This window comes from Streptomyces sp. NBC_00576, assembly GCF_036345175.1.
GTDB lineage: Bacteria > Actinomycetota > Actinomycetes > Streptomycetales > Streptomycetaceae > Streptomyces.
Genome location: NZ_CP107780.1, coordinates 2828669 through 2855639, shown reverse-complemented (window position 1 = coordinate 2855639; position 26971 = coordinate 2828669). Strand labels below are relative to the sequence as shown.

Below are 26971 nucleotides of genomic sequence, written 5' to 3'. Positions count from 1 at the left end.
TGATGATGATCCTCGGCATAGTCGTCTTCGTGATCGGCCTGCTGGCGTCGATCGCCTGGCACGAGCTGGGGCATCTGTCCACGGCGAAGCTGTTCGGCATCCGCGTACCGCAGTACATGGTCGGCTTCGGCCCGACGATCTGGTCGCGCAAGAAGGGTGAGACCGAGTACGGCTTCAAGGCGATCCCGTTCGGCGGCTACATCCGCATGATCGGCATGTTCCCGCCGGGCCCGGACGGCCGCATAGAGGCCCGCTCGACCTCCCCCTGGCGCGGGATGATCGAGGACGCGCGCGCCCAGTCCTACGAAGAACTGCTGCCGGGCGACGAGAAGCGCCTGTTCTACACGCGCAAGCCCTGGAAGCGCGTCATCGTGATGTTCGCGGGCCCGTTCATGAACCTGATCCTCGCGGTGGCACTGTTCCTGACCGTCCTGATGGGCTTCGGCGTCTCGCAGCAGACCACGAGCGTCAGCTCGGTCTCCAAGTGCGTCATCGCCCAGAGCGAGGGCCGCGACGACTGCCGCAAGTCCGACGCGGCCGCCCCGGCCGCGGCGGCCGGCCTCAAGGCGGGCGACAAGATCCTCTCCTTCGGCGGGGTCCAGGTCGACACCTGGAACAAGCTCTCGGACGAGATCCGCGCCAACCCCGGCAAGGACGTGGCGATCGTCGTCGAACGCAAGGGCGAGGAAGTCACCCTCCACGCGAAGATCGCCACGAACCAGGTCGCGAAGAAGGACTCCAGCGGCCAGATCGTCGACGGCCAGTACGTCACGGCCGGCTTCCTCGGCTTCAGCGCGGCCACCGGCATCGTCCGCCAGGACTTCGGCGACTCGCTGACCTGGATGGGCGACCGGATGGGCGAGGCCGTCGACTCCATCGCCAGCCTGCCCGGCAAGATCCCCGCCCTGTGGAACGCGGCCTTCGACGGCGGCGAACGCGCGGCGGACTCTCCGATGGGCGTGGTCGGCGCGGCCCGCGTGGGCGGCGAGATCTTCACCCTCGACATCCCGCCCACCCAACAGCTGGCGATGGCGTTGATGCTGGTGGCGGGCTTCAACCTGTCCCTCTTCCTCTTCAACATGCTCCCGCTGCTGCCGCTCGACGGCGGCCATGTCGCGGGCGCCCTGTGGGAGTCGCTGCGACGGAACACGGCGAAGGTGCTCAAGCGCCCGGACCCGGGCCCGTTCGACGTGGCGAAGCTGATGCCGGTCGCCTATGTGGTGGCGGGGATCTTCATCTGCTTCACGCTCCTCGTCCTGGTGGCGGACGTGGTCAACCCGGTGCGCATCTCGTAGCCATACGGCGTTCGCGCAGAAGTTCTCGACGGCCGGGCACAGTGGGAGAACCTCACCGCGCCCGGCCGTTCCCCAATGAGTGGGTTTACGTGCGGGATGTGCTCGGGTCTGGGCACGTGCCGTAATCTCGAAGCCTGGAGCCCGCTGTTCACGGGACCGGACCTTGAATCACAACTTGGGGTTGCACAGCAGATGACTGCGATTTCTCTCGGCATGCCGTCCGTTCCGACCAAGCTCGCCGAACGCCGGAAGAGCCGACAGATCCAGGTCGGTTCGGTGGCCGTGGGCGGAGACGCGCCGGTGTCGGTGCAGTCGATGACGACGACGCGTACGTCGGACATCGGGGCCACACTCCAGCAGATCGCCGAGCTGACGGCGTCCGGCTGCCAGATCGTGCGGGTGGCGTGCCCCACCCAGGACGACGCGGACGCGCTGGCGACGATCGCGCGCAAGTCGCAGATCCCGGTGATCGCCGACATCCACTTCCAGCCGAAGTACGTGTTCGCCGCGATCGAAGCGGGCTGCGCGGCGGTCCGTGTGAACCCCGGCAACATCAAGCAGTTCGACGACCAGGTCAAGGAGATCGCGCGCGCCGCCAAGGACCACGGCACGCCGATCCGCATCGGCGTCAACGCCGGTTCGCTCGACAAGCGGCTGCTCCAGAAGTACGGCAGGGCCACGCCTGAGGCGCTCGTCGAGTCGGCGCTGTGGGAGGCGTCGCTGTTCGAGGAGCACGACTTCCGGGACATCAAGATCTCCGTCAAGCACAACGACCCGGTGATCATGGTCAACGCCTACCGCCAGCTCGCGGCGGCCTGCGACTACCCCCTCCACCTGGGCGTGACCGAGGCTGGCCCGGCGTTCCAGGGCACCATCAAGTCGGCCGTCGCCTTCGGTGCGCTGCTCAGCGAGGGCATCGGCGACACGATCCGCGTCTCGCTGTCCGCGCCGCCGGTCGAGGAGATCAAGGTCGGCAACCAGATCCTGGAGTCGCTGAACCTCCGCCAGCGAGGCCTGGAGATCGTGTCCTGCCCGTCGTGCGGGCGCGCCCAGGTCGACGTCTACAAGCTGGCCGAGGAGGTCACGGCCGGCCTGGAGGGCATGGAGGTCCCGCTGCGCGTCGCCGTCATGGGGTGCGTGGTGAACGGCCCCGGCGAGGCCCGCGAGGCGGACCTCGGCGTCGCCTCCGGAAACGGCAAGGGCCAGATCTTCGTGAAGGGTGAGGTCATCAAGACGGTCCCCGAGTCGAAGATCGTGGAGACCCTGATCGAGGAGGCGCTCAAGATCGCCGAACAGATGGAGGCGGACGGGATCGCTTCCGGCGAGCCTTCGGTCTCCGTGGCGGGCTGACTATCCAGCCTGTCCGGCGTTTGAGGACGACCCCCCTTCGGGGCCGAAGGGGGGTCTGGGGGCGCAGCCCCCAGGTACGGCAAGCCAAGCCAACTGTTCACTGACAACAGAGCGGCACGAAACACAGCACGACGCCGCCCAGCTTCCGCAGGTACAGTGCGGGGATCAGCAGACCGCATTGGTGAGGCCCCGCACGTGTTGACGCAGACCACCTCCCGGGTGCTCGAACCGGGCGACCTGGACGCCGCACTCGCCGTCCTCGGCCGCGAGCCGGTCGCGAACGCCTTTGTGACCTCCCGTGTCCAGGTCGCCGGCCTCGACCCCTGGCGCCTGGGCGGCGAGATGTGGGGCTGGTACGAGGACGGCATGCTCACCAGCCTCTGCTACGCGGGCGCCAACCTCGTCCCGATCTGCGCCACCCCGCGCGCCGTACGCGCCTTCGCCGACCGGGCCAGGCGAGCGGGCCGCCGCTGTTCCTCCATCGTCGGCCCCGCCGAAGCCACCACCCAGCTCTGGCGACTGCTCGAACCGAGCTGGGGTCCCGCCCGGGAAGTCCGCCGCCACCAGCCCCTCATGGTCACCGACCGGCTGCCCGCCCCCTCCGTCGTCGCCCCGGATCCGTACGTCCGCCGCATCCGCAAGGACGAGATGGAAGCGATCATGCCGGCGTGCGTGGCGATGTTCACCGAGGAGGTCGGAATCTCGCCCCTCGCCGGCGACGGCGGCCTCCTCTACCAGGCCAGGGTCGCCGAACTGGTCGGCTCCGGCCGCTCCTTCGCCCGCCTGGACGAGCACGGCAGGGTCGCCTTCAAGGCCGAGATCGGCGCCGCGACGTCGCAGGCCTGCCAGATCCAGGGCGTATGGGTGGCCCCCGAGTACCGGGGCCTGGGCCTCGCCGCCCCCGGCATGGCAGCCGTACTGCGCTACGCCCTCGCGGACGTGGCCCCGGTGGTCAGCCTGTATGTGAACGACTTCAACACCCCCGCGCGCCGGACGTACTTGAGGGTGGGCTTCCAGGAGGTCGGAGCGTTCATGAGCGTCTTGTTCTGACGCATCTGACGCATCTGACGCATCTGACGTATTCGCCGTATCCGACTCATCCGACTCATCCGAGCAACGTGGCGACGGACGGGGCTCAGCCACATCCAGCCCGCGCCCACCAAGCACACTCCGCACCCCCTGTAGTCTCCCGACATGCCGCGCTTCCCCGGTCAGGCCCACCGTCACCCCCGCCCCCACGACGTGGTCGTCGCCCCCGTCGACCTCACCGCCCGGGTCGACGAGGCACTCGCCGTCCAGGCTGTGGCGTTCGGACTCGGCGCCGACGAGGTCGCCGTACGTAGGCAGATCGTCCTGCGGCATCTGACCTATCCCGGTGCCCGCGCGCTCGGCGCGACCACCCCCGAGGGACGGCTCGCCGGGTTCGTGTACGGCATGCCGAACGACCGTACGCACTGGTGGTCCACCGTCGTCGAGCCGTATCTGCGCCGGCAGGGCCACGACGCCTGGCTCGACGACTCCTTCGTGATCACCGAACTGCACGTCCACCCGACCTTCCAGAACATCGGCGTCGGCCGCGCCCTCATCACCGCCATCACCGACGCTGCCGCCGAACCCCGCTCGATCCTCTCCGCGATCGACACCGACAGCCCGGCCCGCGGCCTCTACCACTCCCTCGGCTACGAGGACCTGGCCCGCCAGGTCCTCTTCCCCAGCGCCCCGAAGCCGTACGCCGTGATGGGCGCCCCGCTGCCACTGCGCCGCCGCTAGGCCCTGTCCGCACGGGCGAACCGATTTCCACCGTCCCGCACCCCCCGGCTAACCTCCTGCCATCACCCTTACGCAGCAGGAGTCGAGAATCATGGCCCAGGCCCAGGTCCAGCGCATGTCCCGTTTGATGGTCAAGACACTGCGTGACGACCCTGCCGACGCCGAGGTGCTCAGCCACAAGCTGCTGGTCAGGGCCGGTTATGTGCGCCGTACGGCCGCCGGTCTGTGGTCCTGGCTGCCGCTCGGCAAGAAGGTTCTGGCCAACGTGGAGCGGGTCGTCCGCGAGGAGATGGACGCCATCGGCGCCCAGGAGGTCACGCTGCCCGCCCTGCTGCCGAGGGAGCCGTACGAGGCGACCGGCCGCTGGGACGAGTACGGCCCCGAGCTGTTCCGCCTGAACGACCGCAAGGGCGGCGACTACCTCCTCGGCCCCACCCACGAGGAGATCTTCACCCTCCTGGTCAAGGACCAGTGCTCGTCCTACAAGGACCTGCCGGTGATCCTCTACCAGATCCAGAACAAGTACCGCGACGAGGCCCGCCCGCGCGCCGGCATCCTGCGCGGCCGCGAGTTCCTGATGAAGGACTCGTACTCCTTCGACACGGAGGACGAGGGCCTGGCCCAGTCGTACGCCCTGCACCGTGAGGCCTACCAGAAGATCTTCGCGCGTCTCGGCCTCGACTACCGCATCTGCGCCGCCACCGCGGGCGCCATGGGCGGCTCCAAGTCCGAGGAGTTCCTCGCCCCGGCCGCCGCCGGCGAGGACACCTTCGCCGACTGCCCGAACTGCGACTACGCCGCCAACACCGAGGCGATCACGTACGCGCTCCAGCCGGTGGACGGGTCGGCCGTCCCCGCTCTCGAAGAGATCCCCACCCCCGCGACCCCGACCATCGAGACGCTCGCCGCGTACCTGGACGTCGCCGCCTCCGCCACCCTCAAGAACCTCCTGATCAAGGTGGACGGCGAGATCGTCGCGATCGGCGTCCCCGGCGACCGTGAGGTCGATCTGGGCAAGGTCGAGGCGCACTTCGCACCCGCCCCCGTCGAACTCGTCACCGCCGAGGACTTCACGGGCCGCGACGACCTGGTACGCGGCTACGTCGGCCCGCAGGGCCTGGAGAAGGTCCGTTACTTCGCCGACCCGCGCATCGCGCCCGGCACCGCCTGGATCACCGGCGCCAACAAGGACGGCCTGCACGCGAAGAACGTCGTCGTCGGCCGTGACTTCGAGGTCGACGAGTACATCGACTCCGTGGTCGTCCAGGAAGGCGACCCCTGCCCGGCCTGCGGCACCGGCCTCAAGCTGGACCGCGCCATCGAGATCGGCCACATCTTCCAGCTCGGCCGCAAGTACGCCGACGCCCTCAGCCTCGACGTCCTCGGGCAGCAGGGCAAGCCGGTCCGCGTGACCATGGGCTCGTACGGCATCGGCGTCTCCCGCGCGGTCGCGGCCCTCGCCGAGCAGCACGCCGACGACCAGGGCCTGTGCTGGCCCAAGGAGATCGCCCCGGCCGACGTCCACGTCGTCGCCGCCGGCAAGGCCCTCCAGACCGAACTGGCCCTCGACGTCTCCGACAAGCTGGCCGCGGCCGGCGCCCGCGTCCTGGTCGACGACCGCGCCGGCGTCTCCCCGGGCGTCAAGTTCACGGACGCCGAGCTGATCGGCGTACCGAAGATCCTGGTCGCGGGCCGCCGTTCGGCCGAGGGCGTCCTCGAACTGAAGGACCGCCGGACGGGCGAGCGCGAGGAACTGACGGTCGAGGAAGCGATCGCCCGCCTGACCGCCACCGCCTGATTTTTGAATCCGGCTCTCAGAGAGTTCTCGGGAGGCGTATGGACGCCTCACAGACCTCTCTCAGGCCGTTCCCCGAACGTAGGGCGTGACACAGAGTCACATCCTACGGAGGGGAACGGCCATGACGGTCAGGGAGCAGGAGCGGGGAGCCGCCGCCAGACGGTTCCTGTCCGGCCAGTTCTCCGCCCAGAACGTCGAGGACCTGGCCCACCTCGCGCTGATCGCCCGTTACGGCGCCGAGTGGTTCCGGGCCGCCGGGCCGCCGGGACGCCCTCGGAACCCGGCAGCGCGCTGTGCACGGTGCACGTGCCCGGGAGTGAAGTACGGGTCATCGAGGCCCCGTTCGGGATGCCGGGCGCGGGGCTGCATCGATTTGCGGCTCTGCCGCGTGGGCGCGACGAGCCCCCACCGGCCTGCACTCGCCCCGAAACCTCAAAGCCACCCGGCAAACTCCAGCAACAACTCCGCATCCCGCACACGCCCCACCCGAAGCGCCCGAACCCCGGACTCCACCGCGCGGAACAACGTCCACCCCCGCAACCGCTCCTGATCCACATCCAACGACTCGGCAAGCCGCTTCACCCGCCGCCGAGTGATCGCCGCCCCCGACGACGACGCGATCAGATCCTCCACCCGGTCCCGAACCAGCCGCGCCAAATCGAACGCGCACTCACCGACCACCGGGTCCGGCCCCACCGCCAGCCAGGGCACTCGATCCGCGGCCAGCACCTTGCTCTGCCGGAACGTCCCGTGCAGCAACCGTGCCTCGGGCGGCGCGACCAGCAACTCCGCGCGCGCAGCGAGCGCAGCCTCGACCAGCGGCGCCACCTCGGCGTCCGCAAGGGCGCTCGCCGCCATCGCCTCGGCCTGCCGACCGGTCCGCGAGGCCACCGTCTCGAACACCGCGTCCGAGCCGGCGGGCGGCTCGACCCACAGCCGCCGCAGCGTCCCCGCCGCCTCCAGCAGTGCCTTCGCCTCGGGCAGCGACCGCACCGACACATCAGGATGCAGCCGTTCGAGCAACAGCACACCCACGTCGGTGAACGGCTCCAACAACTGCACCGCCCCTGCCCCGCCCCAGTGCGCCAGCGCCGCCCGCTCACTCTCCGGCCGGGCCCGGCGCGGCGCGAGCTTCAGGACGGCAGGCGTACCGTCGGCCCGCCGCACCAGCATCACCAGACTGCTGCGACCGCCCGGAACCTGTACGCGTTCCACACTCAACACGCGTAGATCCACGGCCTGTTGAGCCGCCGTGGGCAGTCGCGCCAGCCAGTCGTCACCGTCCGGTGCCGTCTCGCCGAGCGCCCTCACCAGACGGGACGGCGGTTCGAAAGCCATGCGCGAGTCGTTTCCTTCCGGTCGCGGTATGCGGTACGGGCTACGCCGTAGGTGTCGCCGACGCCGTGGCCGGTGCCGACACGGCGCCGGCCCGCTCGGCGAGACCAGGGAAGGGTACGCTCCCGCCCCGCCATCGAACCGCCCGCACCGCGGCCTCCCTCAGCCCTTCGGCCCCCGTTTGGCGCCGCTCGCCCCCGGTTGCCCGGACCAGGTCGGAGTACACCCCGGCGACCCGCTCCTCCAGCTCGGCCGCGAGACGGACGGCGGCGTCGGAGTCCGACACAACGAACGGCAGGGCGTACCCGGCTGCCGCCGCCACCGGCGTACCCCCGAGGGCCCGCACCTTGCGCGCCAGCTCGTCGCGCCGGGCCCGATGGGCGTCGTACGCGGCCCTCGCCTCGCTCCGGCGGGCCTCGCCGATCAGCCCCCCGACGACTCCGTACCCGTACACCGCCGCGTGTTCGGCGCCCAGAGCGGCCTGGAGCGCGGTCAGCTCGGCAGTGTCCTTCTCGGCCTTCTTCGGCATCGACCCGGTCACTTCGCGCCCTCCGTCAGCAGATACACATGCGCGGCCCCGGCAGCGGCCACCGAGGCCAACAGCCGCGCCAGCTCGCCTGGCACCTCAAGTAGCGCCTTCGTGCGCCGGTCCACGAGGGTCCGTTCGGCGGCGGCGAGCCCGGCCAGGGCGTCCTGCTCGCTCGCCGGCACCGCCGAGGCCGACGGTGACGCGGATGCCGAGGTAGGCGTGGATGTGGATGTAGGTGTGGGCGTGGGTGCCGGCCCGCCGCCGCCGAACGACTCCGCGTGCCGTACGACCTCCGCCCGCAGCTCCGACAGCCGCTCAGCCAGCGCCGGAAACGCGGCGATCGCCGTGTCGTACTGCCGTACGAGCACCGTGCTGTCGCGTGCCGCACGCGCGCGTGAGCGTTCGGCGACCGACGGGCTGCCGGCGCTGGTGGCCGTCGTGTCGGGCTCGGCGGTGCAGCCCACGAGGAGGGCGGCGCCCGCGGCCGAGGCGAGCAGAGTCCTTCGGCGCGGACCCGGAGGGGTTCCCAGCGGGGTGCGCGACGGCGGGGGGAACGGCACGGCAGACGTCCTCGGAGGGCTCGTACGAACAGAACACCAGGGAAGGGCAGCACGCCCGCGATCACCGTACCCGCGCCCCGGCCCACCGCCCGACACCGGCGCAGCCGGGCGACGGGCGGTGGGCCGGTGGACGGCAACACCCCCTGGGACCGGATACCCTTTGACCTGACAGACGACCTACCCACAACAGCACACGCGGCCGAGGAGTCACCCGGATGAGCACCACCCAGAGCGAGAGGCTTCGAGAGCTCCTGGAGCCGCTCGTCAGCTCGCAGGGTCTCGATCTCGAAGAGATCGCAGTGGAGTCCGTCGGGCGCAAGAGAGTGCTGCGGGTCGTCGTCGATTCCGACGACGGTGCCGATCTGGACGCGATCGCCGATGTGAGCCGCGCGCTCTCGGCGAAGCTCGACGAGACGGACGCGATGGGCGCGGGGGAGTACACCCTGGAGGTCGGCACCCCCGGCGCCGAGCGTGAACTCACCGAGCACCGGCACTACGTACGTGCCGTCGAACGGATGGTGAGGTTCCAGCTCACCGAGGGCGGCGGCGAAGTGGTCGCCAGGATCCTGACCGTGGACGACGAAGGCATGGACCTCGAAGTGCCCGGCGTGAAGGGCCGCAAGGCCACCGTCCGTCGGCTCGCCTTCGGCGACATCGACAAGGCCCGCGTCCAGGTCGAGTTCAACCGCAAAGACAAGCAGGACAAGCAAGACGAGCAGGACATGACGGAAGAGGAGGAGGCGTAGCCGTGGACATCGACATGAGTGCCCTGCGGGGCTTGGTGCGGGAGAAGGAGATCTCCTTCGACCTGCTGGTCGAGGCGATCGAGTCGGCCCTCCTCATCGCCTACCACCGCACCGAGGGAAGCCGCCGCCATGCGCGCGTGAAGCTCGACCGGGAGACCGGTCATGTGACCGTGTGGGCGAAGGAGGACCCCCAGGAGCTGGAGGAGGGGCAGGAGGCACGCGAGTTCGACGACACTCCGTCGGACTTCGGCCGGATCGCCGCAACCACCGCCAAGCAGGTCATCCTGCAGCGCCTGCGGGATGCCGAGGACGACGCGACGCTCGGCGAGTACGCCGGCCGCGAGGGCGACATCGTCACCGGTGTCGTCCAGCAGGGCCGCGACCCGAAGAACGTGCTTGTCGACATCGGCAAGCTGGAGGCCATCCTGCCGGTGCAGGAACAGGTCCCCGGGGAGAACTACCAGCACGGGCTGCGGCTGCGGTCGTACGTCGTACGAGTGGCGAAGGGTGTGCGCGGTCCGTCCGTCACCCTCTCGCGCACGCACCCCAACCTGGTGAAGAAGCTCTTCGCGCTGGAGGTGCCCGAGATCGCTGACGGTTCCGTCGAGATCACGGCCATCGCACGTGAGGCCGGTCACCGCACGAAGATCGCCGTGCGGTCGACGCGCAGCGGCCTGAACGCCAAGGGGGCCTGCATCGGCCCCATGGGCAGCCGGGTGCGCAGCGTCATGGCCGAGCTGAACGGCGAGAAGATCGACATCGTCGACTGGTCGGACGACCCGGCCGACATGGTGGCGAACGCGCTGTCCCCCGCCCGGGTCAACAAGGTGGAGGTCGTCGACCTCGCGGCCCGCTCCGCGCGCGTCACGGTCCCCGATTACCAGCTGTCGCTGGCGATCGGCAAGGAGGGCCAGAACGCCCGGCTCGCGGCCCGACTGACCGGCTGGCGGATCGACATCCGCCCGGACATCGAGCAGCCCTCCGAGCAGTCGTCGGAGCGGCCCGCCGAGCGTCCCGGGGAACGGCCCCGGGACTAGCTGGGGAATAGATCCAAGCCGCAGGTGGCTGAGATCACGACAACAGCCGTTCGATTCTTGCCCCAAAGGGGTGAGGTCGCTGCGGGGAGGTAGACTTAGGAGTGTCTGGCCGGACGCGTGCCCGCGTATGCCCTGAACGCACCTGTGTGGGGTGTCGGGAGCGAGCGGCCAAGAAGGAACTGCTGCGCATCGTGGCGGTCGAGGGTGAATGCGTCCCCGATCATCGCGGTACGCTGCCCGGCCGGGGTGCGTACGTGCATCCCGCCCTGGTCTGTCTCGACCTGGCGGTACGCCGCCGGGCGTTCCCACGGGCACTGCGTGTCCCGGGAACGCTCGACGTGGTGGCGTTGCGCCAGTACGTCGAGCAGGCAACACCGTAGAACGTGTCGCGCGGAACCCCGTGCGGCCCTGGTACCCCCGCGAGTTGGAAGTAGGTCGAGATTGCGATGAGCACTCGATGAGCACGCGATGAGTACGCCCATGAAGTAGCGACGGTCCGGCCGCAACCCGGACCTAAAAGGAGCGAAGTGGCTAAGGTCCGGGTATACGAACTCGCCAAGGAGTTCGGGGTGGAGAGCAAGGCTGTCATGGCCAAGCTCCAGGAACTCGGTGAATTCGTCCGATCGGCATCCTCGACGATCGAGGCGCCCGTAGTACGCAAGTTGACAGATGCCTTCCAGGGCGGGAGCAGCGCCAAGCCCGGCGCCCCGCGCAAGGCTGCCCCCAAGCCCGGCGCGCCCTCCCCGGCGCAGTCGGCCCGTCCGGCTGCCCCGCGGCCGCCGGCTCCCAAGCCCGCCGTGGCCGAGAGCCCCGCAGCGCCCGTCGCGCCCAGCGCGCCGAGTGCCCCGGTTACTCCGGTCGCCCCGGCAGCCCAGGGCTCACGTCCGACGCCGGGCCCCAAGCCCGCGCCGAAGGCGGCCCCCGTGGCGCCGACCACGCCGGAGTTCACCGCTCCGCCGTCGGCCCCGGTCACTCCGGCCGCCGCACAGGCTCCGCGTCCCAGCGGTGCCCGTCCCGGCGCCCCGCGTCCCAGCGGTGCCCGTCCCTCGGGTCCCGGTCAGGACCGGGGTCAGGGCCAGGACCGCGGTCAGGACCGTGGCCAGGCCCGTGGTGAGCGTCCGGGCGCCCCGCGTCCGGGTGGCCAGGGCGCTCCGCGTCCCGGCGGTGCCCGTCCCGCGGGTCCGCGTCCGGGTAACAACCCCTTCACGTCCGGTGGCTCCACCGGCATGGCGCGTCCCCAGTCGCCCCGTCCGCAGGGTGGCGCCCCGCGTCCCGGCGGCCAGGGTGGCCCCGGTGGTGCTCCCGGCGGCGCTCCGCGTCCGCAGGGCGCCGGCGGTGGCCAGGGTGCTCCCCGTCCGCAGGGTGCGGGCGGCGCGCGTCCGACTCCGGGCGGCATGCCCCGTCCGCAGGGTGGTCCCGGTGGCGCTCCGCGTCCCGGCGGCAACCGTCCCAACCCCGGCATGATGCCGCAGCGTCCCGCTGCGGGCAGCCCGCGTCCCGGCGGTGGCCCTGGTGGCCGCGGTCCCGGTGGCGGCGGCGGTCGTCCCGGTGGTCCCGGTGGCGGTGGCGGCGGTCGTCCCGGTGGCGGCGGCTTCGCCGGCCGTCCGGCCGGTCCCGGTGGCGGTGGCGGCGGTTTCGCCGGTCGTCCCGGTGGTCCCGGTGGCGGTGGCGGCGGTTTCGCCGGCCGTCCGGGTGGTCCCGGTGGCGGTGGCGGCGGTCGTCCCGGCTTCGGTGGTCGTCCCGGTGGTCCGGGTGGCCGTGGTGGCACGCAGGGCGCCTTCGGTCGTCCCGGCGGTCCCGCGCGTCGTGGTCGCAAGTCGAAGCGGCAGAGGCGCCAGGAGTACGAGGCCATGCAGGCCCCGTCGGTCGGCGGCGTCATGCTGCCTCGCGGCAACGGACAGTCCGTCCGCCTGTCGCGTGGTGCGTCCCTGACCGACTTCGCCGAGAAGATCGGCGCCAACCCGGCGTCGCTCGTCGGCGTGATGATGAACCTCGGCGAGATGGTCACCGCTACGCAGTCCGTCTCCGACGAGACGCTGAGGCTCCTCGCGGACGAGATGAACTTCGTCCTCGAGATCGTCAGCCCCGAGGAGGAGGACCGCGAGCTGCTCGAGTCCTTCGACATCGAGTTCGGTGAAGACGAGGGTGGCGAGGAGTTCCTCGTCGCGCGTCCGCCGGTCGTGACCGTCATGGGTCACGTCGACCACGGTAAGACCCGCCTTCTCGACACCATCCGCAAGACGAACGTCGTCGCGGGCGAGGCCGGCGGTATCACGCAGCACATCGGTGCGTACCAGGTCGCGACCGTCGTCAACGAAGAAGAGCGTCGCATCACCTTCATCGACACCCCCGGTCACGAGGCGTTCACCGCCATGCGTGCCCGTGGTGCCAAGTCGACCGACATCGCGATCCTCGTGGTGGCGGCCAACGACGGTGTGATGCCCCAGACGATCGAGGCGTTGAACCACGCCAAGGCGGCCGGTGTGCCGATCGTGGTCGCGGTCAACAAGATCGACGTCGAGGGCGCCGACCCGACCAAGGTGCGCGGTCAGCTCACCGAGTTCGGTCTGGTGGCCGAGGAGTACGGCGGCGACACGATGTTCGTCGACATCTCCGCCAAGCAGGGCCTCAACATCGAGAGCCTGCTGGAGGCCGTGGTCCTCACCGCGGACGCCTCGCTCGACCTGCGGGCCAACCCGGAGCAGGACGCGCAGGGTATTGCGATCGAGTCCCACCTCGACAAGGGCCGTGGCGCCGTCGCGACCGTCCTGGTCCAGCGAGGCACCCTGCGGGTCGGCGACACCATGGTGGTCGGCGACGCGTACGGCCGTGTCCGCGCGATGCTCGACGACAAGGGCGACAACGTGGAAGAGGCGGGTCCCTCGACCCCGGTCCTCGTCCTCGGTCTCACCAACGTCCCGGGCGCCGGCGACAACTTCCTGGTTGTCGACGAGGACCGTACGGCGCGTCAGATCGCCGAGAAGCGGGCGGCGCGCGAGCGCAACGCCAACTTCGCCCGCCGGGGTGTCCGGTTCTCCCTGGAGAACCTGGACGAGGCCCTCAAGGCCGGTCTGGTGCAGGAACTCAACCTCATCATCAAGGGCGACGCGTCCGGTTCGGTGGAGGCTCTCGAGTCCTCGCTGCTCCAGCTCGACGTCGGCGAAGAGGTCGACATCCGCGTCCTGCACCGCGGCGTGGGTGCGGTCACCGAGTCGGACATCGACCTGGCGACCGGCTCCGACGCCATCGTCATCGGCTTCAACGTCCGCGCTGCGGGCCGCGCGGCGCAGATGGCGGAGCGCGAAGGCGTGGACGTCCGCTACTACTCGGTGATCTACCAGGCCATCGAGGAGATCGAGGCAGCCCTCAAGGGCATGCTCAAGCCGGAGTACGAAGAGGTCGAGCTCGGTACGGCGGAGATCCGCGAGGTCTTCCGCTCGTCCAAGCTGGGCAACATCGCCGGTGTGCTGGTCCGCTCCGGCGAGGTCAAGCGCAACACCAAGGCGCGGTTGCTGCGCGATGGCAAGGTCATCGCGGAGAGCCTCACCATCTCCGGTCTGCGTCGCTTCAAGGACGACGTCACCGAGATCCGCGAAGGATTCGAGGGCGGTATCAACCTCGGAAACTTCAACGACATCAAGGTCGACGACGTCATCGCGACCTACGAGATGCGCGAGAAGCCGCGCGGCTAAACAGGCGGTGCGTGTTCAGGCTGGTCGGCGGGAGAAGTCCCCGCCGGCCAGCCTGGCCGTCTGCTGGGGGGTATTTCATCCGCTCGGACGGGACGGGGCGGGACGGGGCGGGTAGGGGTGGCGGGGGCGAGAACAATCCCGTCGAGCCACAGCCCCGTTCGTTGTACCGTTCTTGATGCCCCCGCCCATACAGTCGGCGGGGCCATCGATCCCGCACCGGCGGGTCATCCGGATACACACATGTACGTGGGGACTCTGTCCTTCGACCTCCTGCTCGGCGACGTACGCTCGCTGAAGGAGAAGCGCTCCGTTGTCCGCCCGATCGTCGCCGAGCTCCAGCGCAAGTACGCGGTGAGCGCAGCCGAGGTCGAACACCTGGACCTGCACCGCAGAGCCGGCATCGGCCTGGCGGTGGTGGCAGGGGACACGGGGCACATCACCGATGTGCTGGACCAGTGCGAGCGGCTGGTCGCCGGTCGCCCCGAGGTGGAGCTGCTGTCCGTACGACGACGGCTCCACGGCGACGACGACTAGCCGAAGATGAACGACCTGCAAGAACGCAGAACGCTGAACGCGGAACAGAAAGAACGGGAGACGGACCAGTGGCCGACAACGCGCGGGCGAAGAGGTTGGCTGACCTCATCCGAGAGGTGGTGGCCAAGAAGCTGCAGCGCGGGATCAAGGATCCGCGGCTCGGCACCCACGTCACCATCACGGACACCCGGGTCACCGGGGACCTCCGAGAGGCGACCGTCTTCTACACGGTGTACGGGGACGACGAGGACCGGGCAGCCGCTGCCGCCGGCCTGGAGAGCGCCAAGGGCGTCCTGCGCTCCGCCGTCGGCCAGGCCGCGGGCGTGAAGTTCACGCCGACCCTGGCCTTCGTCGCGGACGCCCTCCCGGACACCTCCAAGAAGATCGAGGACCTCCTCGACAAGGCTCGTGCCTCCGACGAGCAGGTGCGCCAGGCGTCCGCGGGTGCCGCGTTCGCCGGTGACGCGGACCCGTACAAGAAGCCGGACGACGAGGACGACACCGTAGAGACGGACGACACCTCCGCATGACGCAGCAGAACACCAGGACGCCCGACGGGCTTGTCATCGTCGACAAGCCGTCGGGCTTCACTTCGCACGACGTGGTCGCCAAGATGCGCGGGATCGCCAGGACCCGCCGCGTCGGACACGCCGGCACCCTCGACCCCATGGCCACGGGCGTGCTCGTCCTCGGGGTGGAGCGGGCGACCAAGCTCCTCGGCCACCTCGCGCTGACCGAGAAGGAGTACCTGGGCACCGTCCGCCTCGGGCAGAACACGCTCACCGACGACGCCGAGGGGGACATCACCTCCTCCACCGACGCCTCCAAGGTCACCCGCGAGGCCGTCGACGCCGGCGTCGCCAAGCTGACCGGCCGCATCATGCAGGTGCCGTCCAAGGTCAGCGCGATCAAGATCGACGGCGTGCGCTCCTACAAGCGTGCCCGCGAGGGCGAGGACTTCGAGATCCCGGCCCGCCCGGTCACCGTCTCCTCCTTCGCGGTGTACGACGTCCGGGAGGCGGTCGCGGCCGACGGCACCCCCGTACTCGACCTGGTCGTGTCGGTGGTGTGCTCCTCCGGTACGTACATCCGCGCACTGGCCCGGGATCTGGGCGCCGACCTAGGTGTCGGCGGTCACCTCACCGCGCTGCGCCGGACGCGGGTCGGCCCGTACAAGCTGGATGGGGCCCGGACGCTCGACCAGTTGCAGCAGGAACTGACGGTGATGCCGATCGCCGAGGCGGCCACCGCCGCGTTCCCGCGCTGGAACGTGGACGAGCGCCGGGCGCGGCTGCTGACGAACGGCGTACGGCTGGAGATGCCCGAGGAGTACACGGGTGTGGGCGCCGTGGCCGTCTTCGACCCCACCGGGCAGTTCCTCGCCCTGGTGGAAGAGGAGAAGGGCAAGGCGAAGAGCCTCGCGGTCTTCGTCTGAGACTGCCGGCACCCGTTCGCCGGAGTGGATGCCGAAGGGCGCTACGAAGAGTGCTGCCGGGCCGTGGAGCGGCGATCACGGGGACACGCTCCCGCCGCTCCACGGTTCCCCCTCGGTTCCCCCACCCAGAGGTGTATCCATCCCTCGGGATTCATTCACCCGTCCGGGCGGGCGCTCGGAGTGAACCGAGGGGGCGGAAGGGGGCGCGTTCGCCACATGCCCTGTCCGGCTGATCATCGGTTGCCTACCGTCGAAGTAGACGCGTGCGTACGCAGGCTCGCGTGTTCGGCGGGGAGGTCGACGATGACGGGACGGGGCCCGCGCGCCGGGGGCGGCCGTCGGCCGTCGGCCGGTGCGCCTGAGGCGCGAGACGGCGAGGCTGCCGCGGAAGCTGCCGACGAGTCGCTCGTTCGAGTGTGCGACCTGGCCGGACGCCCACGGGGTACGGGCTTCGTGGCCGACCACCATGGCACGCTGATCACCAGCCACGAGGCGGTCGACGGCCTGGCCCGGCTGGTCCTGCATGGCGCCGCCGACCGCACCTGCGTGGTGTCGACGGCGGATGCGGTGACCCCCCTTCCGGCCCTGGGCCTGGCCCTCGTACACACCGAAGGGCTGGATACGGACCCACTCCCCGTCTCCGTACGGGACCGCGTCGCGACCGGAACGTATGTACGGATCGCGGCGGGCGGCTGGCGCGAGGCGCGCGTGCTCGGCACGACCGATGTCACGTACACGGCCACGGACCGCTTCCATCTCCTCCCCGACGCCCTCGAGTTGGCGATCGGCACAGCGGGCAGCGACGCACTGCGACTGGGCGGCGGCGCGGCCGGGGGCCCGGTGCTCGACCGTACGACGGGAGCGGTGCTGGGGGTACTGGGCACCGCCCTGCTGCCGCAGCCCACGGGAGCGTCGGAAGAACCGGCCGGACACCGCGCGGCCGGTTTCGCACTCCCGCTGCGCGACCGGCAACCGGACGGTCTCGGCCCCCTCACCGACCTCCTCGCCCGCAACGCGGCGACGGTGCCCGCGTACGGCGCCGACCTCAATCTCGCGGGTGTCCTGGAACTCACGGCCACCTCGATCGGATCGGACGGACCGCCGGGCGGCGTAGTCGAGCCGATCGAACGGGCGGAGGTGACAAGGGAGTTGAGGGCGTTCGCCGCCGCACACGAGACCCCGGCCGTCGTCCTCGGCCTGGTCGGGGCACCGGGCAGCGGCCGTACGACGGAACTCGCCGCCCTGGCCGCCCGCCGCCACCGGGACACGGAACCGGCTCCCACCCTGTGGCTGCGCGGCGCCGACCTGCGCGACGAGGACACCTCGGTGGCGGACGCGGCCCGCCGCGCGCTGGACCGGGCGGGCCGCATCGTGGCCGCGTCGGGCGCGTACGCCGACCTGGGCGACATCACCCCGGAACGCCTGGCCCGCCTCGCCCACCAGACCGGCCGCCCCCTCCTGCTCCTCCTCGACGGCCCTGAGGAAATGCCCCCACTCCTGGCCCACCGCGCCCAGGACTGGACAAGGTCGACGGAGAACTGGCTCCACGAAACGAACGCCCGCCTGGTCCTGGCCTGCCACCCGGAGTACTGGGAACAGACGGGCGCCCACCATCCAGCACGTCCGGCGTTTGAGGACGAGGCCGTCCAGGCCGAAGGGGGGTTTGGGGGCACAGCCCCCAGGGATGGGACGGGTAGGAGCGGCGGGGGCGAAACACCCCAACGCCCACCACACCCCCCGCACCACCTCACTCTCACCGACCTCACCGAAGCCGAAGCACAGCAAGCCCAAGCCCGCTACGCCATCCCCCCGACCATCCTCACCCCCCACGACGCCCGCCACCCCCTCACCCTCCGCCTCCTCTCCGAGGTCCGCGCCGCCCTCCCCGACGCCCCCACCACGTCCACGACCCCCACCCCCCGCCTCGACCGCCACACCGTCTTCAGCGCCTACCTCGACCTGATGTGCCTCCGCATCGCCGTCCGCCTCGCCGCCGAGAACGGCCTGCGCGGCACCCCCGTACGCCGCCTCGCAGCCAAGGTCTCCGGCCAGGTCCACGAGGCCGCCCGCCGCAGCCTGGGCCCCGGACAGGGCGAGTTGGACCGCGCGTCCTTCGAGTCCGTGTTCCCCTGGGGCCCCGCACCGGCCCGCCTGGGCGGCGGCACGGGCTGGGCCTCCGCCGTCCTCACCGAGGGCCTCCTCGTCCCCGCCGGCACCGGCTACCGCTTCGCCCACGAAGAACTCGCCGACTGGATCCAGGGCACACACCTGGACCTGGATGAGGCCCTGCACGCTCTGGTCCACCGGCGCCGCCCGGAGAACGGCACGGACGCGGCCCTCGTCCCCGTACCGCACCACCGCATCGGTCCGGTCGTCCAGTCACTGCTGCTCCTCGCCCGCCAGCACGGCTCCCCCGAACTGGCGCACCGCCTCCGGGAGTTGGTGCAGGCCCTGAACGCCGAGTCCACGCCCCGCACATCGACCTCCACCTGGTGGGCGACCCACCTCCTCACCGACGTACTCCGCCACGTCCCCGACGCGACCCCGTACACCCACGTCCTGCGCCTCCTCACCGACCACATCGTGGCCTGCCGCCGACGGAACCGGACGGTCCCCCCGGAGTGGGGCCCGTCCTTCTGGACCGCCCTCCATCTCCCCGAGGTCACCCGCGTCGACCTCCTGCGTCGACTGGTCGTCGGCGACGACCCTCCGGACCGGTCCGACCGGCCCCGCTACCTGGATGCCGTGGCCGAGCTGCTCGTCGCCGACCCCGCCGCCGTACAACCGCTCCTCGCCCGCTGGTTCGACGACGACCGTCCGCTGCCCGCGATGCCGGACGCGACCGTGGCGACCGCCGCCCAGGCGCTGCTCCACACCCACCGCCACCGGGCCCTGGACAACCTGACCGAGACACTCGTCGACAGCGCGCACCGGCGTGGGGACGAACTCCTCGCCGTCCTCGCCGAGGAGGAGCCGTCCGCCCTCTGCCGGGCCGTGGACCGGTGGGCGCACGACGAGCGGCCGGCCAGGCGGGTCGCGGCGATGGCGTACGGACCGCGCGCCGCGCCCCATGTGCGCACCGAGGCCGACCGCGACCTCCTGCGCTACGCGGCCCTCGCGCTGCTCTCCCGCCCGGCCGACTGCACGCTGCACGGTGGTGCGCTCGCACTGCTCGTCCGTGATCCACGCACCCGCGACAGCCATCTCCCGCAGGCGCTGCGGCACTTCACGGCCGACGACCCGCACCTCCCGCCGAGCGCCCTGGTCGCGGCCCTCGTGACCCATCCGGAACCGGTCCTCGACGCCTTCCGGACCAGGCTGCTCGGGCCGGAGGCCGGCGACGCCCTGCGCACCCTCGCCGACATCACGGCCCCGGCCCTGGCCCGCCGCGTAGCCGCCCTCGTACGGGAGGTGGCGGAGCGGAACCCGGAGACCGCCGGGCACGTGGCCGAGTACGTCGACCGGCGCCTCGACCACGGCCCCACCGGCCGGCCCGTACTCCTCCCCCTGGTCACCGGCCTCCTCGACGGCGGCCCGGCACCGGTGCGCGCGGCGCTCGCGACCGTGCTCGCCGCTCCCGGGACCCCCGCCTCCAACCCCCTCCGCCACGAACTCCTCGAAGCCCTGCTGGCCCGGGAGCACGACCCCACCGTCCTGGACGCGCTGCTCCGGGCCACCGCGGAGGGCGCGACCCGCCACGGCGAGCTGCGCACCCGGGGCCTCGTGCACCGCTGCGGGCTGCTGCTCGTAGGCACCCCGGACGGTGCGACGCGTTTCGACTGCGGGCTGGTCGAGCTGAGCAGGCGCGTGCCCGGGTTCGCGGTACTGGTGGCGGGCTGGCTGACCGAGACCCCGGGGGAGTGGGCTGCGGTGGTCGGCCCCAGCACCCGCCGCATGATCGAGAACCTGGCGGGGGTTCGGGTCCCCGCCTAGGACGTGGTCCGAGGCATGCTTCGAGTCGACATTCGAGACGACTGTCGACAATCGGTCACGTGCGCCCCGTCACAGCCTCCATGCCGATGCGAGCGGGGCGCGTTCGGCATGGCACCCTTAGACCTGCGTAAGAAGGCCTGCGTAAGAGGCAGACACGGACACGGGTTCGACGAGGAGCGGTCACAGTGCAGCGCTGGCGTGGCTTGGAGGACATCCCCGAGGACTGGGGACGCAGCGTCGTCACCATCGGCTCCTACGACGGAGTCCACCGCGGACACCAGTTGATCGTCCGGCACGCCGTGGAGCGCGCCCGTGAGCTGGGAGTTCCCTCGGTCGTCGTCACCTTCGACCCGCACCCCAGCGAGGTTCTGCGCCCAGGCAGCCACCCGCCGCTGCTGGCCCCGCACCACCGCCGTGCCGAACTGATGGCCGAGTTGGGTGTCGACGCCGTCCTCCTCCTCCCCTTCACCAAGGAGTTCTCGAAGCTCTCCCCGGCCGACTTCGTGGTCAAGGTCCTGGTCGACAAGCTGCACGCCCGGGCGGTCGTCGAGGGCCCGAACTTCCGTTTCGGCCACAAGGCGGCCGGGAACGTGAAGTTCCTGACCGAACTGGGCCGTACCTACGACTTCGAGGTCGAGGTCGTCGACCTGTATGTGTCGGGTGAGGCGGGCGGCGGCGAGCCGTTCTCGTCCACGCTGACCCGTCGCCTCGTCGGCGAGGGTGACCTCGGCGGCGCGCGCGAGATCCTCGGCCGCCCGCACCGCGTGGAGGGCGTCGTGGTCCGGGGCGCCCAGCGAGGCCGCGAACTCGGCTTCCCCACGGCCAACGTCGAGACGCTGCCCCACACCGCGATCCCGGCCGACGGTGTCTACGCGGGCTGGCTGCACGCGGACGGCGAGGCGATGCCTGCCGCGATCTCCGTCGGCACGAACCCGCAGTTCGACGGCACCGAACGGACGGTGGAGGCGTACGCCATCGACCGAGTGGGCCTCGATCTGTACGGTCTGCACGTTGCCGTCGACTTCCTGGCGTTCGTGCGCGGTCAGGCCAAGTTCGACTCGCTGGACGCACTGCTCGTCCAGATGTCCGAGGACGTGAAGAAGTGCCGCGAGCTGATCGCGGCGGCGGAATAGCGCCCAGTAGGTAGTCGAGTAGGTAGTAGGTACGAGAGAAGGCGGCCGGTGCCCGAGGGCACCGGCCGCCTTCTCTGCTCACTACTGCTTACTGCTGCTGCGGGTAACCGGGCTGCGGCGGCTGTTGGGGCGGCTGGTAGGGCTGCCCCGGCTGCGGCGGATAGCCGTACGGCTGTTGCGGCGGGTACGGCTGGCCGGGCTGGGGCGGCGGCGGGTACTGCCCCGGCTGACCGGGCGGCGGCGGAACCTGCTGGCCCTGCCCCGGAGCCGGCGGGGCCGGGTACGGCTGCCCCTGCACCGGCTGCCCCGGAATCTGCTGCTGGTGTCCCGGCATCGGCGGGGCCGCGACCGGGGGCGGGTTGCCGTCGGAGGTCCACAGCCCGTGCATCTGCTGGTGGCGTACGAAGTCCTCGGCGACCATGGCCGCGAGGTTGAAGTACGCCTCGCGGACCTTGGGCCGCATCATGTCGAGGTCGACCTCGGCACCGGCGGCGAGGTGCTCGTCGAAGGGCACGGTGATGACGCCCCGGCAGCGGGTCTCGAAGTGGGAGACGATGTCCTCCACCTTGATCATCTTGCCGGTCTCGCGCACGCCCGAGATGACGGTGAGGGACCGCGAGACCAGATCCGCGTACCCGTGCGCGGACAGCCAGTCCAGCGTCGTACTGGCGCTGCTGGCACCGTCCACGGACGGCGTCGAGATGATGATCAGCTGATCGGCGAGGTCGAGTACGCCCCGCATGGCGCTGTAGAGCAGGCCGGTACCGGAGTCGGTCAGGATGACCGGGTACTGCTTGCCCAGCACGTCGATCGCGCGCCGGTAGTCCTCGTCGTTGAAGGCCGTGGAGACGGCCGGGTCGACGTCGTTGGCGATGATCTCCAGACCGGACGTCGCCTGGGAGGTGAACCGCCGGATGTCCATGTACGAGTTGAGGTACGGGATCGCCTGGACGAGGTCACGGATGGTGGCCCCGGTCTCGCGCCGCACGCGGCGGCCGAGCGTACCGGCGTCAGGGTTGGCGTCGATGGCGAGGATCTTGTCCTGCCGCTCGGTGGCGAGGGTCGAGCCGAGTGCGGTGGTCGTGGTCGTCTTGCCGACACCGCCCTTGAGGCTGATGACGGCGATGCGATAGCAGGACAGCACCGGCGTACGGATCAGTTCGAGCTTGCGCTGCCGCTCGGCCTCCTCCTTCTTCCCGCCGATCTTGAACCGGGAGGGCGTGGCTGCGGGACGGCCGCTCTTCGCCTTCTGCTTCTTGTTGTTGAGCAGCCGGTCGGAGGACAGTTCGACGGCCGCGGTGTAACCGAGCGGCGCGGCACCGGGGTTGGTCATCTGCCGCTGGTCGTGCTGCATGGGTTGCGGCCAGGCGGACCCGGTACGCGGGTCCACGGGCGGCTGCGGCCCGGCGGGGTGCCCGGGCTGCGGAACTCCGGGCATGCCCTCCGGCACGGGTTGGCCCCACGGCTGCGGAGGTGACGCGGGAACGGCGCCCGGAACGGCCTGCCCCGGCACATGCGGGGGCGACTGAGGCCCGCCCAGCGGGTGAGGCGCATCGGGCTGCTGCGGCACCTGAGGCTGCGGCGGCGCCTGCTGCGCGGACGCCTGCGGGAAGGGGAACCCATACCCACCGCCCCGGGGGGGACCCCCGGGAACGACAGGTTGACCGGGGTGCGGGAACCCGTAGCCGGGCTGCGGGGGAGCGGGCGGGCCGGCGGGGGGCGGGAAGCCGTACCCGTCCTGGGGGTTGGGCGCGGGGGCAGGGCCCGGGGACACGGTGTTGCCGACGGGGACCGGGGCCGGGGGAGCGGAGTCCCCCGGGGCGCCGGGAGCCGGGGGCTGACCGGCGGGTTGCGGGGCGCCGTGGGCACCTTGGGGGTTGGGGGCGGTCGGGCCCGGGGTGCCGGGGGGCGGGAATCCGTATCCACCTTGGGCGTTGGGGCCTGCCGGGTTCGGGGCGGGTGCTCCCGGCTGGGGCAGGCTGTAGCCGCTCTGGGGGTGGGGAGCCGTGGGTGCGGGGGTGTTGGGGGGTGGGAATCCGTATCCGGCTTGGGCGTTGGGGCCTGCCGGGTTCGGGGTGGGTGCGCCGGGCTGGGGGAAGCCGTAGCTGCTCTGGGGGTGGGGAGGCGTGGCTGCCGGGCCCGTGGTGCCGGTGGGTGCTGCCGGGGGCGGGAATCCGTACCCAGCGGCGGAGGCGTCCGGTGCGGGGGCAGGGGTGCCCGGGGCCGGGGTGTTGGGGGGTGGGAATCCGTGTCCGGCTTGGGCGTCGGGGCCTGCCGGGTTCGGGGTGGGTGCGCCGGGGTGTGGGAAGCCGTAGCTACCTGGAGTGTTCGGGGCCGGGGTGTTGGGGGGCGGGAATCCGTGTCCGGCTTGGGCGTTGGGGCCTGCCGGGTTCAGGGTGGGTGCGCCGGGGTGTGGGAAGCCGTAGCTACCCGGAGTGTTCGGGGCCGGGGTGTTGGGGGGCGGGAATCCGTGTCCGGCTTGGGCGTTGGGGCCTGCCGGGTTCAGGGTGGGTGCGCCGGGGTGTGGGAAGCCGTAGCTACCTGGAGTGTTCGGGGCCGGGGTGTTGGGGGGCGGGAATCCGTGTCCGGCTTGGGCGTTGGGGCCCGCTGGATTCGGGGCGGGCGCGTTCGGCGGAGGGAAGCCGTAGCCGCCCTGGGTGTTCGGGGCCGGGGTCGGAGCGCCCGGGGGCGGGAAACCGTACCCGTCCTGGGCGTTGGGGCCCGTCTGGGCGGCCGGAGTTCCCTGCGGCGGGAATCCGTAGCCGACGCGTGGCGCACCCGGTGCCGGGGTCGGCGCGCTCGGGTGGGGAGGCGGGAATCCGTACCCCGCCTGCGCGGTGGCGGGAGCCGGGGGCGGTGGGGGAGCGTTCCAGGCGGCGGGCGCGGGCTGCGGGGCCTGCGGCTGGAAGGGGGGCTGCATCGACGGTACGGGTGGCTGCGGGCCCGGCACGGCGGGAGGCTGAGGCTGGCCCGGTGCCGGAGCGGCCGACGCGGCCTGGGGCTGAACGGGCGCGGCTTCCGGCTGTGTCGGCGGCTGAGGGTGCGGCTGCGCGGGCCACTGTCCCGCAGGGGCGGGAGCGGCCGGCTGGAACGACGGAGGCAGCGGAGGCAGCCCGCTCTGAGACGTCGACGAGGGAGCCCACGAGGGCGGCACAGTCCCGGGCGCGCCCTCCGGCAGCGGGGGCAGGTTGAGCGGCGCGCTGGGCACCGAGTCCCGCGCGGGCACGACCGGAGCGGAGTCCCGTTCGTCATCGACCGCATCCGCCACCGGCAGCGCGTCCTCGGACTCGGCGGCAGCCTCGGGCTCCGCCTCCCCGGGCTCGCCGTCGGCGACTTCGGTGTCCACCGGCTCGGCGGCTACAGGTCCCTCGGGTTCCACGTCGACCGGCGTCGTGTCGACAAGCTCGGCGTCCTGGGCGTCGGTCTCCGCGTCCGCGGGCTCGACGGCCTGCGGCGGTACGGCGACATCGGTGGCGTCCTGATCCTGGGGCTCGTCCTCGCGGAGTCGGGCAACGGCGCCGGTCACCTCTTCGGCGACCTCGCCGACGGCCGTACCCTCGTCGCCCTCGTCCTCGGATCCCGCCGCGCCGGTGATGTCCTCAGACTCTGCGACGGGCTCGACCACGTCCTCCACGGACTCCGGGACGCTCGCCGCAACGAGGACAGCCTCGACGTCGACGGCCGCGCCGACGGAGTCGTCACCGGACTCACCGCCGCCGGCGGCCACGACCACGTGCTCCTGCGGCCCCTGCTGCTCCTGGGGGATCTCGGCAGCTCCTCGCTCCGCGGAATCGCGGTGCGCAGCGGCAGGGGAGATCCGCATCGTCGAGCCGCTCTCCAGGTCACCGTCCCGCACCACGTCAGCCGGAGGGGTCCACTGGGCCTGGAATCCGCCCACAGGAAAGCTGGGGACAGCCGTAGGGCTCGCGGGGCCGCCCGTAGGTGCCGACTGCGGCGCCGCAGGTTGGAACCCACCGCCCACCGGCAACCGGGGCACTGCCACAGGACTCACGGGACCAGAAGCAGGCGCAGAACCGGGGACGGAACCCTCCGCACCCGCACCCGAATGAGCGTCCGCAACCGCGTCCGCGTCGACATCGGTATCCGCACCGGTATCCGCGTCATCGGCCGGCTCTGCGCCCGACTCGGCACTCGTCTCGTCCCCCGACGCCCCCGACCTCCCCGACGCGTTCTGCGTGTACCAGGCAGGCGTCGCGTAATCGATGGTGAACTCGCCCGTCATCTCGCTGGCGGACTCCGCGTCGGACTGGTCATCGCCGGGTGTGGCCCAGCCCCCGCGGATCCCGTCCGGATCGCTGTTCACAATTCCTCCTGGTGTGGTCGAGCACCCTCTTGCCGTGCTGGGCGACCATTTCTCGTCTGTATTCGTCTGGAGGTCGTCCGATCTGCCCGGCTCTCCCCCCGGTACTCCGTCCCAGCCTAATCACCACGACCCCCGCCCCGGCAGGCCCGTCCACCCCTCAGCGACCGTCCATTACGTCACAGCCTGACCGGAACCGATCCCGTCCGTGCTCGAACCGCCTTCTCCGGCAAGAGAGTTGACAGGACCGGTACGACTTCGGCCCCAAACGCCCCCCAACCTCACATGCATAGTAGGCGGCCCCTCTGACAACGCACTTCGCGGAAAAGCGCAAGAAAAAGAGGGGTGGGACCGGCGCACCGCACCGGTCCCACCCCTCGAGCCATCACTCAGGACGCCTGAGCGGACTACTCCACATCCCCACCCGAATCAGTGCTCGCACCCGCGCTCGCACCCGAGTCCGAAGGCGCTGCCTCGGCCGCCGCGAGCCCGCCATTGAGCTCCGTCGGCTCCAGATCGAACTCCCCGTCGCGAGCCCCGAGCACGAACGCCGTCCACTCCGCCTCCGTGTAACGGAGGACGGTGTCGTGGTCGAGCGAGGACCGCATGGCCACCGCACCCTCGGGGAGATAGGCGATCTCGACCCGCTCCTCGTGCTCCTCCGTGCCGGGGGCGCTGTGCCACTCGACGCCCGAGATGTCGAGGGAATAGAGCTCGTCCCGCTCCCGCTCCTTGCGCGCCTTGACGTCCTCGTCCTGTGCGCCCTGTGCCTCCGCCATGGCGAAGCGACCCCTTCCGACGTACGTAATACGACAACTACGATCTGTGCTCTCACCCTAGTGGCCGAACCCGGGCAGTCCGGGCTGTTTGCGCACCGCGGTGAAGACGGCCGCTGCCTGCTGGTATCCTGGGCGACGGCCGTTTGTGTACGCACCCCTGGAGTCATTCACTCCGGTGGCGGCGCGCAGCGGATTCCCGCCTCCCGAGTAACGGAAGCTCCCCTGAGATGTGGACCAGGGGCACTCGGTGGCTCTACACAGACTTACGAGGAGTACACGTGTCGCTCGACGCCGCAGTGAAGAAGCAGCTCATCACCGAGTTCGGTACCAAGGAGGGCGACACCGGCTCCCCCGAGGTCCAGGTCGCGATGCTCTCGCGCCGTATCTCGGACCTGACCGAGCACCTCAAGACCCACAAGCACGACCACCACTCCCGTCGTGGTCTGCTGATCCTCGTCGGTCAGCGTCGCCGCCTTCTCCAGTACCTGGCGAAGAAGGACATCCAGCGCTTCCGTGCGCTGGTCGACCGCCTCGGCATCCGCCGCGGTGCGGCGGGCGCCAAGTAACACGCCGTGGAGGGAGCGGTTCCCACTTTTAGGGGGCCGCTCCCTTTGCTGTACGTGCGGAGTGTCACTGCCTCTTTGTAGTGTGGTAGGCACAACGCAACAAGCAGGACACGAACGACCCGAACGAGGAGAAGTGCACCTCGCCGCCGCCGGTCCTC

Annotated in this window: 20 protein-coding genes and 1 pseudogene; 15 read left to right on the top strand and 6 right to left on the bottom strand. The window is 71.2% G+C overall.

The window, feature by feature from the left end; all coding sequences use genetic code 11:
• Positions 1-2: 2 nt before the first annotated feature.
• The 5 genes from OG734_RS11830 to OG734_RS11810 all read left to right on the top strand — a co-directional run bounded on the left by OG734_RS11830 (position 3) and on the right by OG734_RS11810 (position 6213).
• Complete coding sequence (locus OG734_RS11830; RefSeq protein WP_330293634.1) at positions 3-1295, top strand: M50 family metallopeptidase; 1293 nt, start codon at positions 3-5, stop codon at positions 1293-1295.
• Positions 1296-1487: 192 nt separating this feature from the next.
• Positions 1488-2645, top strand: a complete 1158-nt coding sequence (ispG, locus tag OG734_RS11825; protein WP_330287453.1) for a flavodoxin-dependent (E)-4-hydroxy-3-methylbut-2-enyl-diphosphate synthase — start codon at positions 1488-1490, stop codon at positions 2643-2645.
• A 195-nt stretch (positions 2646-2840) separates the two neighbouring features.
• Positions 2841-3695: a GNAT family N-acetyltransferase gene (locus OG734_RS11820; RefSeq protein WP_330287452.1), complete on the top strand. Its 855-nt coding sequence runs from the start codon at positions 2841-2843 to the stop codon at positions 3693-3695.
• A gap of 144 nt (positions 3696-3839) precedes the next feature.
• Complete coding sequence (locus OG734_RS11815) at positions 3840-4415, top strand: GNAT family N-acetyltransferase (RefSeq protein WP_330287451.1); 576 nt, start codon at positions 3840-3842, stop codon at positions 4413-4415.
• 91 nt (positions 4416-4506) lie between these two features.
• The gene (locus OG734_RS11810) at positions 4507-6213 is read left to right on the top strand and encodes a proline--tRNA ligase (RefSeq protein WP_330287450.1); all 1707 of its coding nucleotides are present in this window, start codon (positions 4507-4509) and stop codon (positions 6211-6213) included.
• 432 nt (positions 6214-6645) lie between these two features.
• Here OG734_RS11810 and OG734_RS11805 read toward each other — a convergent pair whose 3' ends face one another.
• The 3 genes from OG734_RS11805 to OG734_RS11795 are packed head-to-tail and all read right to left on the bottom strand — an operon-like array spanning position 6646 to position 8637.
• On the bottom strand, positions 6646-7551 hold the full coding sequence (locus OG734_RS11805) for an aminoglycoside phosphotransferase family protein (protein ID WP_330287449.1): 906 nt from the start codon (positions 7549-7551) through the stop codon (positions 6646-6648).
• A gap of 40 nt (positions 7552-7591) precedes the next feature.
• A complete protein-coding gene (locus tag OG734_RS11800; RefSeq protein WP_330293633.1) occupies positions 7592-8077 on the bottom strand; it encodes a ferritin-like domain-containing protein in 486 nt (161 codons plus the stop codon).
• A gap of 8 nt (positions 8078-8085) precedes the next feature.
• Positions 8086-8637, bottom strand: a complete 552-nt coding sequence (locus OG734_RS11795; RefSeq protein ID WP_330287448.1) for a hypothetical protein — start codon at positions 8635-8637, stop codon at positions 8086-8088.
• Positions 8638-8852: 215 nt separating this feature from the next.
• Here OG734_RS11795 and rimP point away from each other — a divergent pair, with 215 nt between their 5' ends.
• The 9 genes from rimP to OG734_RS11750 all read left to right on the top strand — a co-directional run bounded on the left by rimP (position 8853) and on the right by OG734_RS11750 (position 21147).
• Complete coding sequence (gene rimP / locus OG734_RS11790; protein ID WP_330287447.1) at positions 8853-9383, top strand: ribosome maturation factor RimP; 531 nt, start codon at positions 8853-8855, stop codon at positions 9381-9383.
• A gap of 2 nt (positions 9384-9385) precedes the next feature.
• The gene (gene nusA / locus OG734_RS11785) at positions 9386-10420 is read left to right on the top strand and encodes a transcription termination factor NusA (RefSeq protein WP_330287446.1); all 1035 of its coding nucleotides are present in this window, start codon (positions 9386-9388) and stop codon (positions 10418-10420) included.
• A 101-nt stretch (positions 10421-10521) separates the two neighbouring features.
• Positions 10522-10800 carry a YlxR family protein gene (locus tag OG734_RS11780; protein WP_330287445.1) on the top strand — a complete coding sequence of 93 codons (279 nt, stop codon included), beginning with the start codon at positions 10522-10524 and terminating at the stop codon, positions 10798-10800.
• 147 nt (positions 10801-10947) lie between these two features.
• Positions 10948-14112 (top strand): translation initiation factor IF-2, encoded by a 3165-nt coding sequence (infB, locus tag OG734_RS11775; RefSeq protein ID WP_330287444.1) that lies wholly within the window; start codon positions 10948-10950, stop codon positions 14110-14112.
• 240 nt (positions 14113-14352) lie between these two features.
• Positions 14353-14646 (top strand): DUF503 domain-containing protein, encoded by a 294-nt coding sequence (locus tag OG734_RS11770; RefSeq protein WP_053740969.1) that lies wholly within the window; start codon positions 14353-14355, stop codon positions 14644-14646.
• Positions 14647-14714: 68 nt separating this feature from the next.
• A complete protein-coding gene (gene rbfA, locus OG734_RS11765) occupies positions 14715-15176 on the top strand; it encodes a 30S ribosome-binding factor RbfA (protein ID WP_330287443.1) in 462 nt (153 codons plus the stop codon).
• Positions 15173-16081, top strand: a complete 909-nt coding sequence (truB, locus tag OG734_RS11760; RefSeq protein WP_330287442.1) for a tRNA pseudouridine(55) synthase TruB — start codon at positions 15173-15175, stop codon at positions 16079-16081. The genes rbfA and truB overlap by 4 nt, the downstream gene beginning before the upstream one ends.
• Positions 16082-16384: 303 nt before the next feature.
• The gene (locus OG734_RS11755) at positions 16385-20014 is read left to right on the top strand and encodes a serine protease (RefSeq protein WP_330287441.1); all 3630 of its coding nucleotides are present in this window, start codon (positions 16385-16387) and stop codon (positions 20012-20014) included.
• A 185-nt stretch (positions 20015-20199) separates the two neighbouring features.
• Positions 20200-21147 carry a bifunctional riboflavin kinase/FAD synthetase gene (locus tag OG734_RS11750; RefSeq protein ID WP_330287440.1) on the top strand — a complete coding sequence of 316 codons (948 nt, stop codon included), beginning with the start codon at positions 20200-20202 and terminating at the stop codon, positions 21145-21147.
• 88 nt (positions 21148-21235) lie between these two features.
• On the opposite strand, the gene OG734_RS11745 is transcribed toward OG734_RS11750, so the two are convergent.
• The 3 genes and pseudogenes from OG734_RS11745 to OG734_RS11740 form a co-directional block, all read right to left on the bottom strand.
• Positions 21236-25045 carry a MinD/ParA family ATP-binding protein gene (locus OG734_RS11745; protein ID WP_330287439.1) on the bottom strand — a complete coding sequence of 1270 codons (3810 nt, stop codon included), beginning with the start codon at positions 25043-25045 and terminating at the stop codon, positions 21236-21238.
• Between the two features lie 345 nt (positions 25046-25390).
• A pseudogene (locus tag OG734_RS47955) lies at positions 25391-25471 on the bottom strand (SCO5717 family growth-regulating ATPase); the annotation flags it as partial.
• Positions 25472-25875: 404 nt separating this feature from the next.
• Entirely contained in the window at positions 25876-26247 is a 372-nt protein-coding gene (locus tag OG734_RS11740) for a DUF397 domain-containing protein (RefSeq protein WP_330287438.1), read from the bottom strand.
• A gap of 278 nt (positions 26248-26525) precedes the next feature.
• Here OG734_RS11740 and rpsO point away from each other — a divergent pair, with 278 nt between their 5' ends.
• Positions 26526-26813 carry a 30S ribosomal protein S15 gene (gene rpsO / locus OG734_RS11735; protein ID WP_006381404.1) on the top strand — a complete coding sequence of 96 codons (288 nt, stop codon included), beginning with the start codon at positions 26526-26528 and terminating at the stop codon, positions 26811-26813.
• Positions 26814-26971: the final 158 nt, after the last annotated feature.

What these genes read in the sequence shown, in the direction of transcription:
- OG734_RS11800 (WP_330293633.1), bottom strand. Translation starts at nt 8,077, where the DNA reads ATGCCGAAGAAGGCCGAGAAGGACACTGCCGAGCTGACCGCGCTCCAG.
- rimP (WP_330287447.1), top strand. Translation starts at nt 8,853, where the DNA reads ATGAGCACCACCCAGAGCGAGAGGCTTCGAGAGCTCCTGGAGCCGCTC.
- ispG (WP_330287453.1), top strand. Translation starts at nt 1,488, where the DNA reads ATGACTGCGATTTCTCTCGGCATGCCGTCCGTTCCGACCAAGCTCGCC.
- OG734_RS11810 (WP_330287450.1), top strand. Translation starts at nt 4,507, where the DNA reads ATGGCCCAGGCCCAGGTCCAGCGCATGTCCCGTTTGATGGTCAAGACA.
- OG734_RS11740 (WP_330287438.1), bottom strand. Translation starts at nt 26,247, where the DNA reads ATGGCGGAGGCACAGGGCGCACAGGACGAGGACGTCAAGGCGCGCAAG.
- OG734_RS11805 (WP_330287449.1), bottom strand. Translation starts at nt 7,551, where the DNA reads ATGGCTTTCGAACCGCCGTCCCGTCTGGTGAGGGCGCTCGGCGAGACG.
- OG734_RS11830 (WP_330293634.1), top strand. Translation starts at nt 3, where the DNA reads ATGATGATCCTCGGCATAGTCGTCTTCGTGATCGGCCTGCTGGCGTCG.
- truB (WP_330287442.1), top strand. Translation starts at nt 15,173, where the DNA reads ATGACGCAGCAGAACACCAGGACGCCCGACGGGCTTGTCATCGTCGAC.
- OG734_RS11815 (WP_330287451.1), top strand. Translation starts at nt 3,840, where the DNA reads ATGCCGCGCTTCCCCGGTCAGGCCCACCGTCACCCCCGCCCCCACGAC.
- OG734_RS11770 (WP_053740969.1), top strand. Translation starts at nt 14,353, where the DNA reads ATGTACGTGGGGACTCTGTCCTTCGACCTCCTGCTCGGCGACGTACGC.
- OG734_RS11755 (WP_330287441.1), top strand. Translation starts at nt 16,385, where the DNA reads ATGACGGGACGGGGCCCGCGCGCCGGGGGCGGCCGTCGGCCGTCGGCC.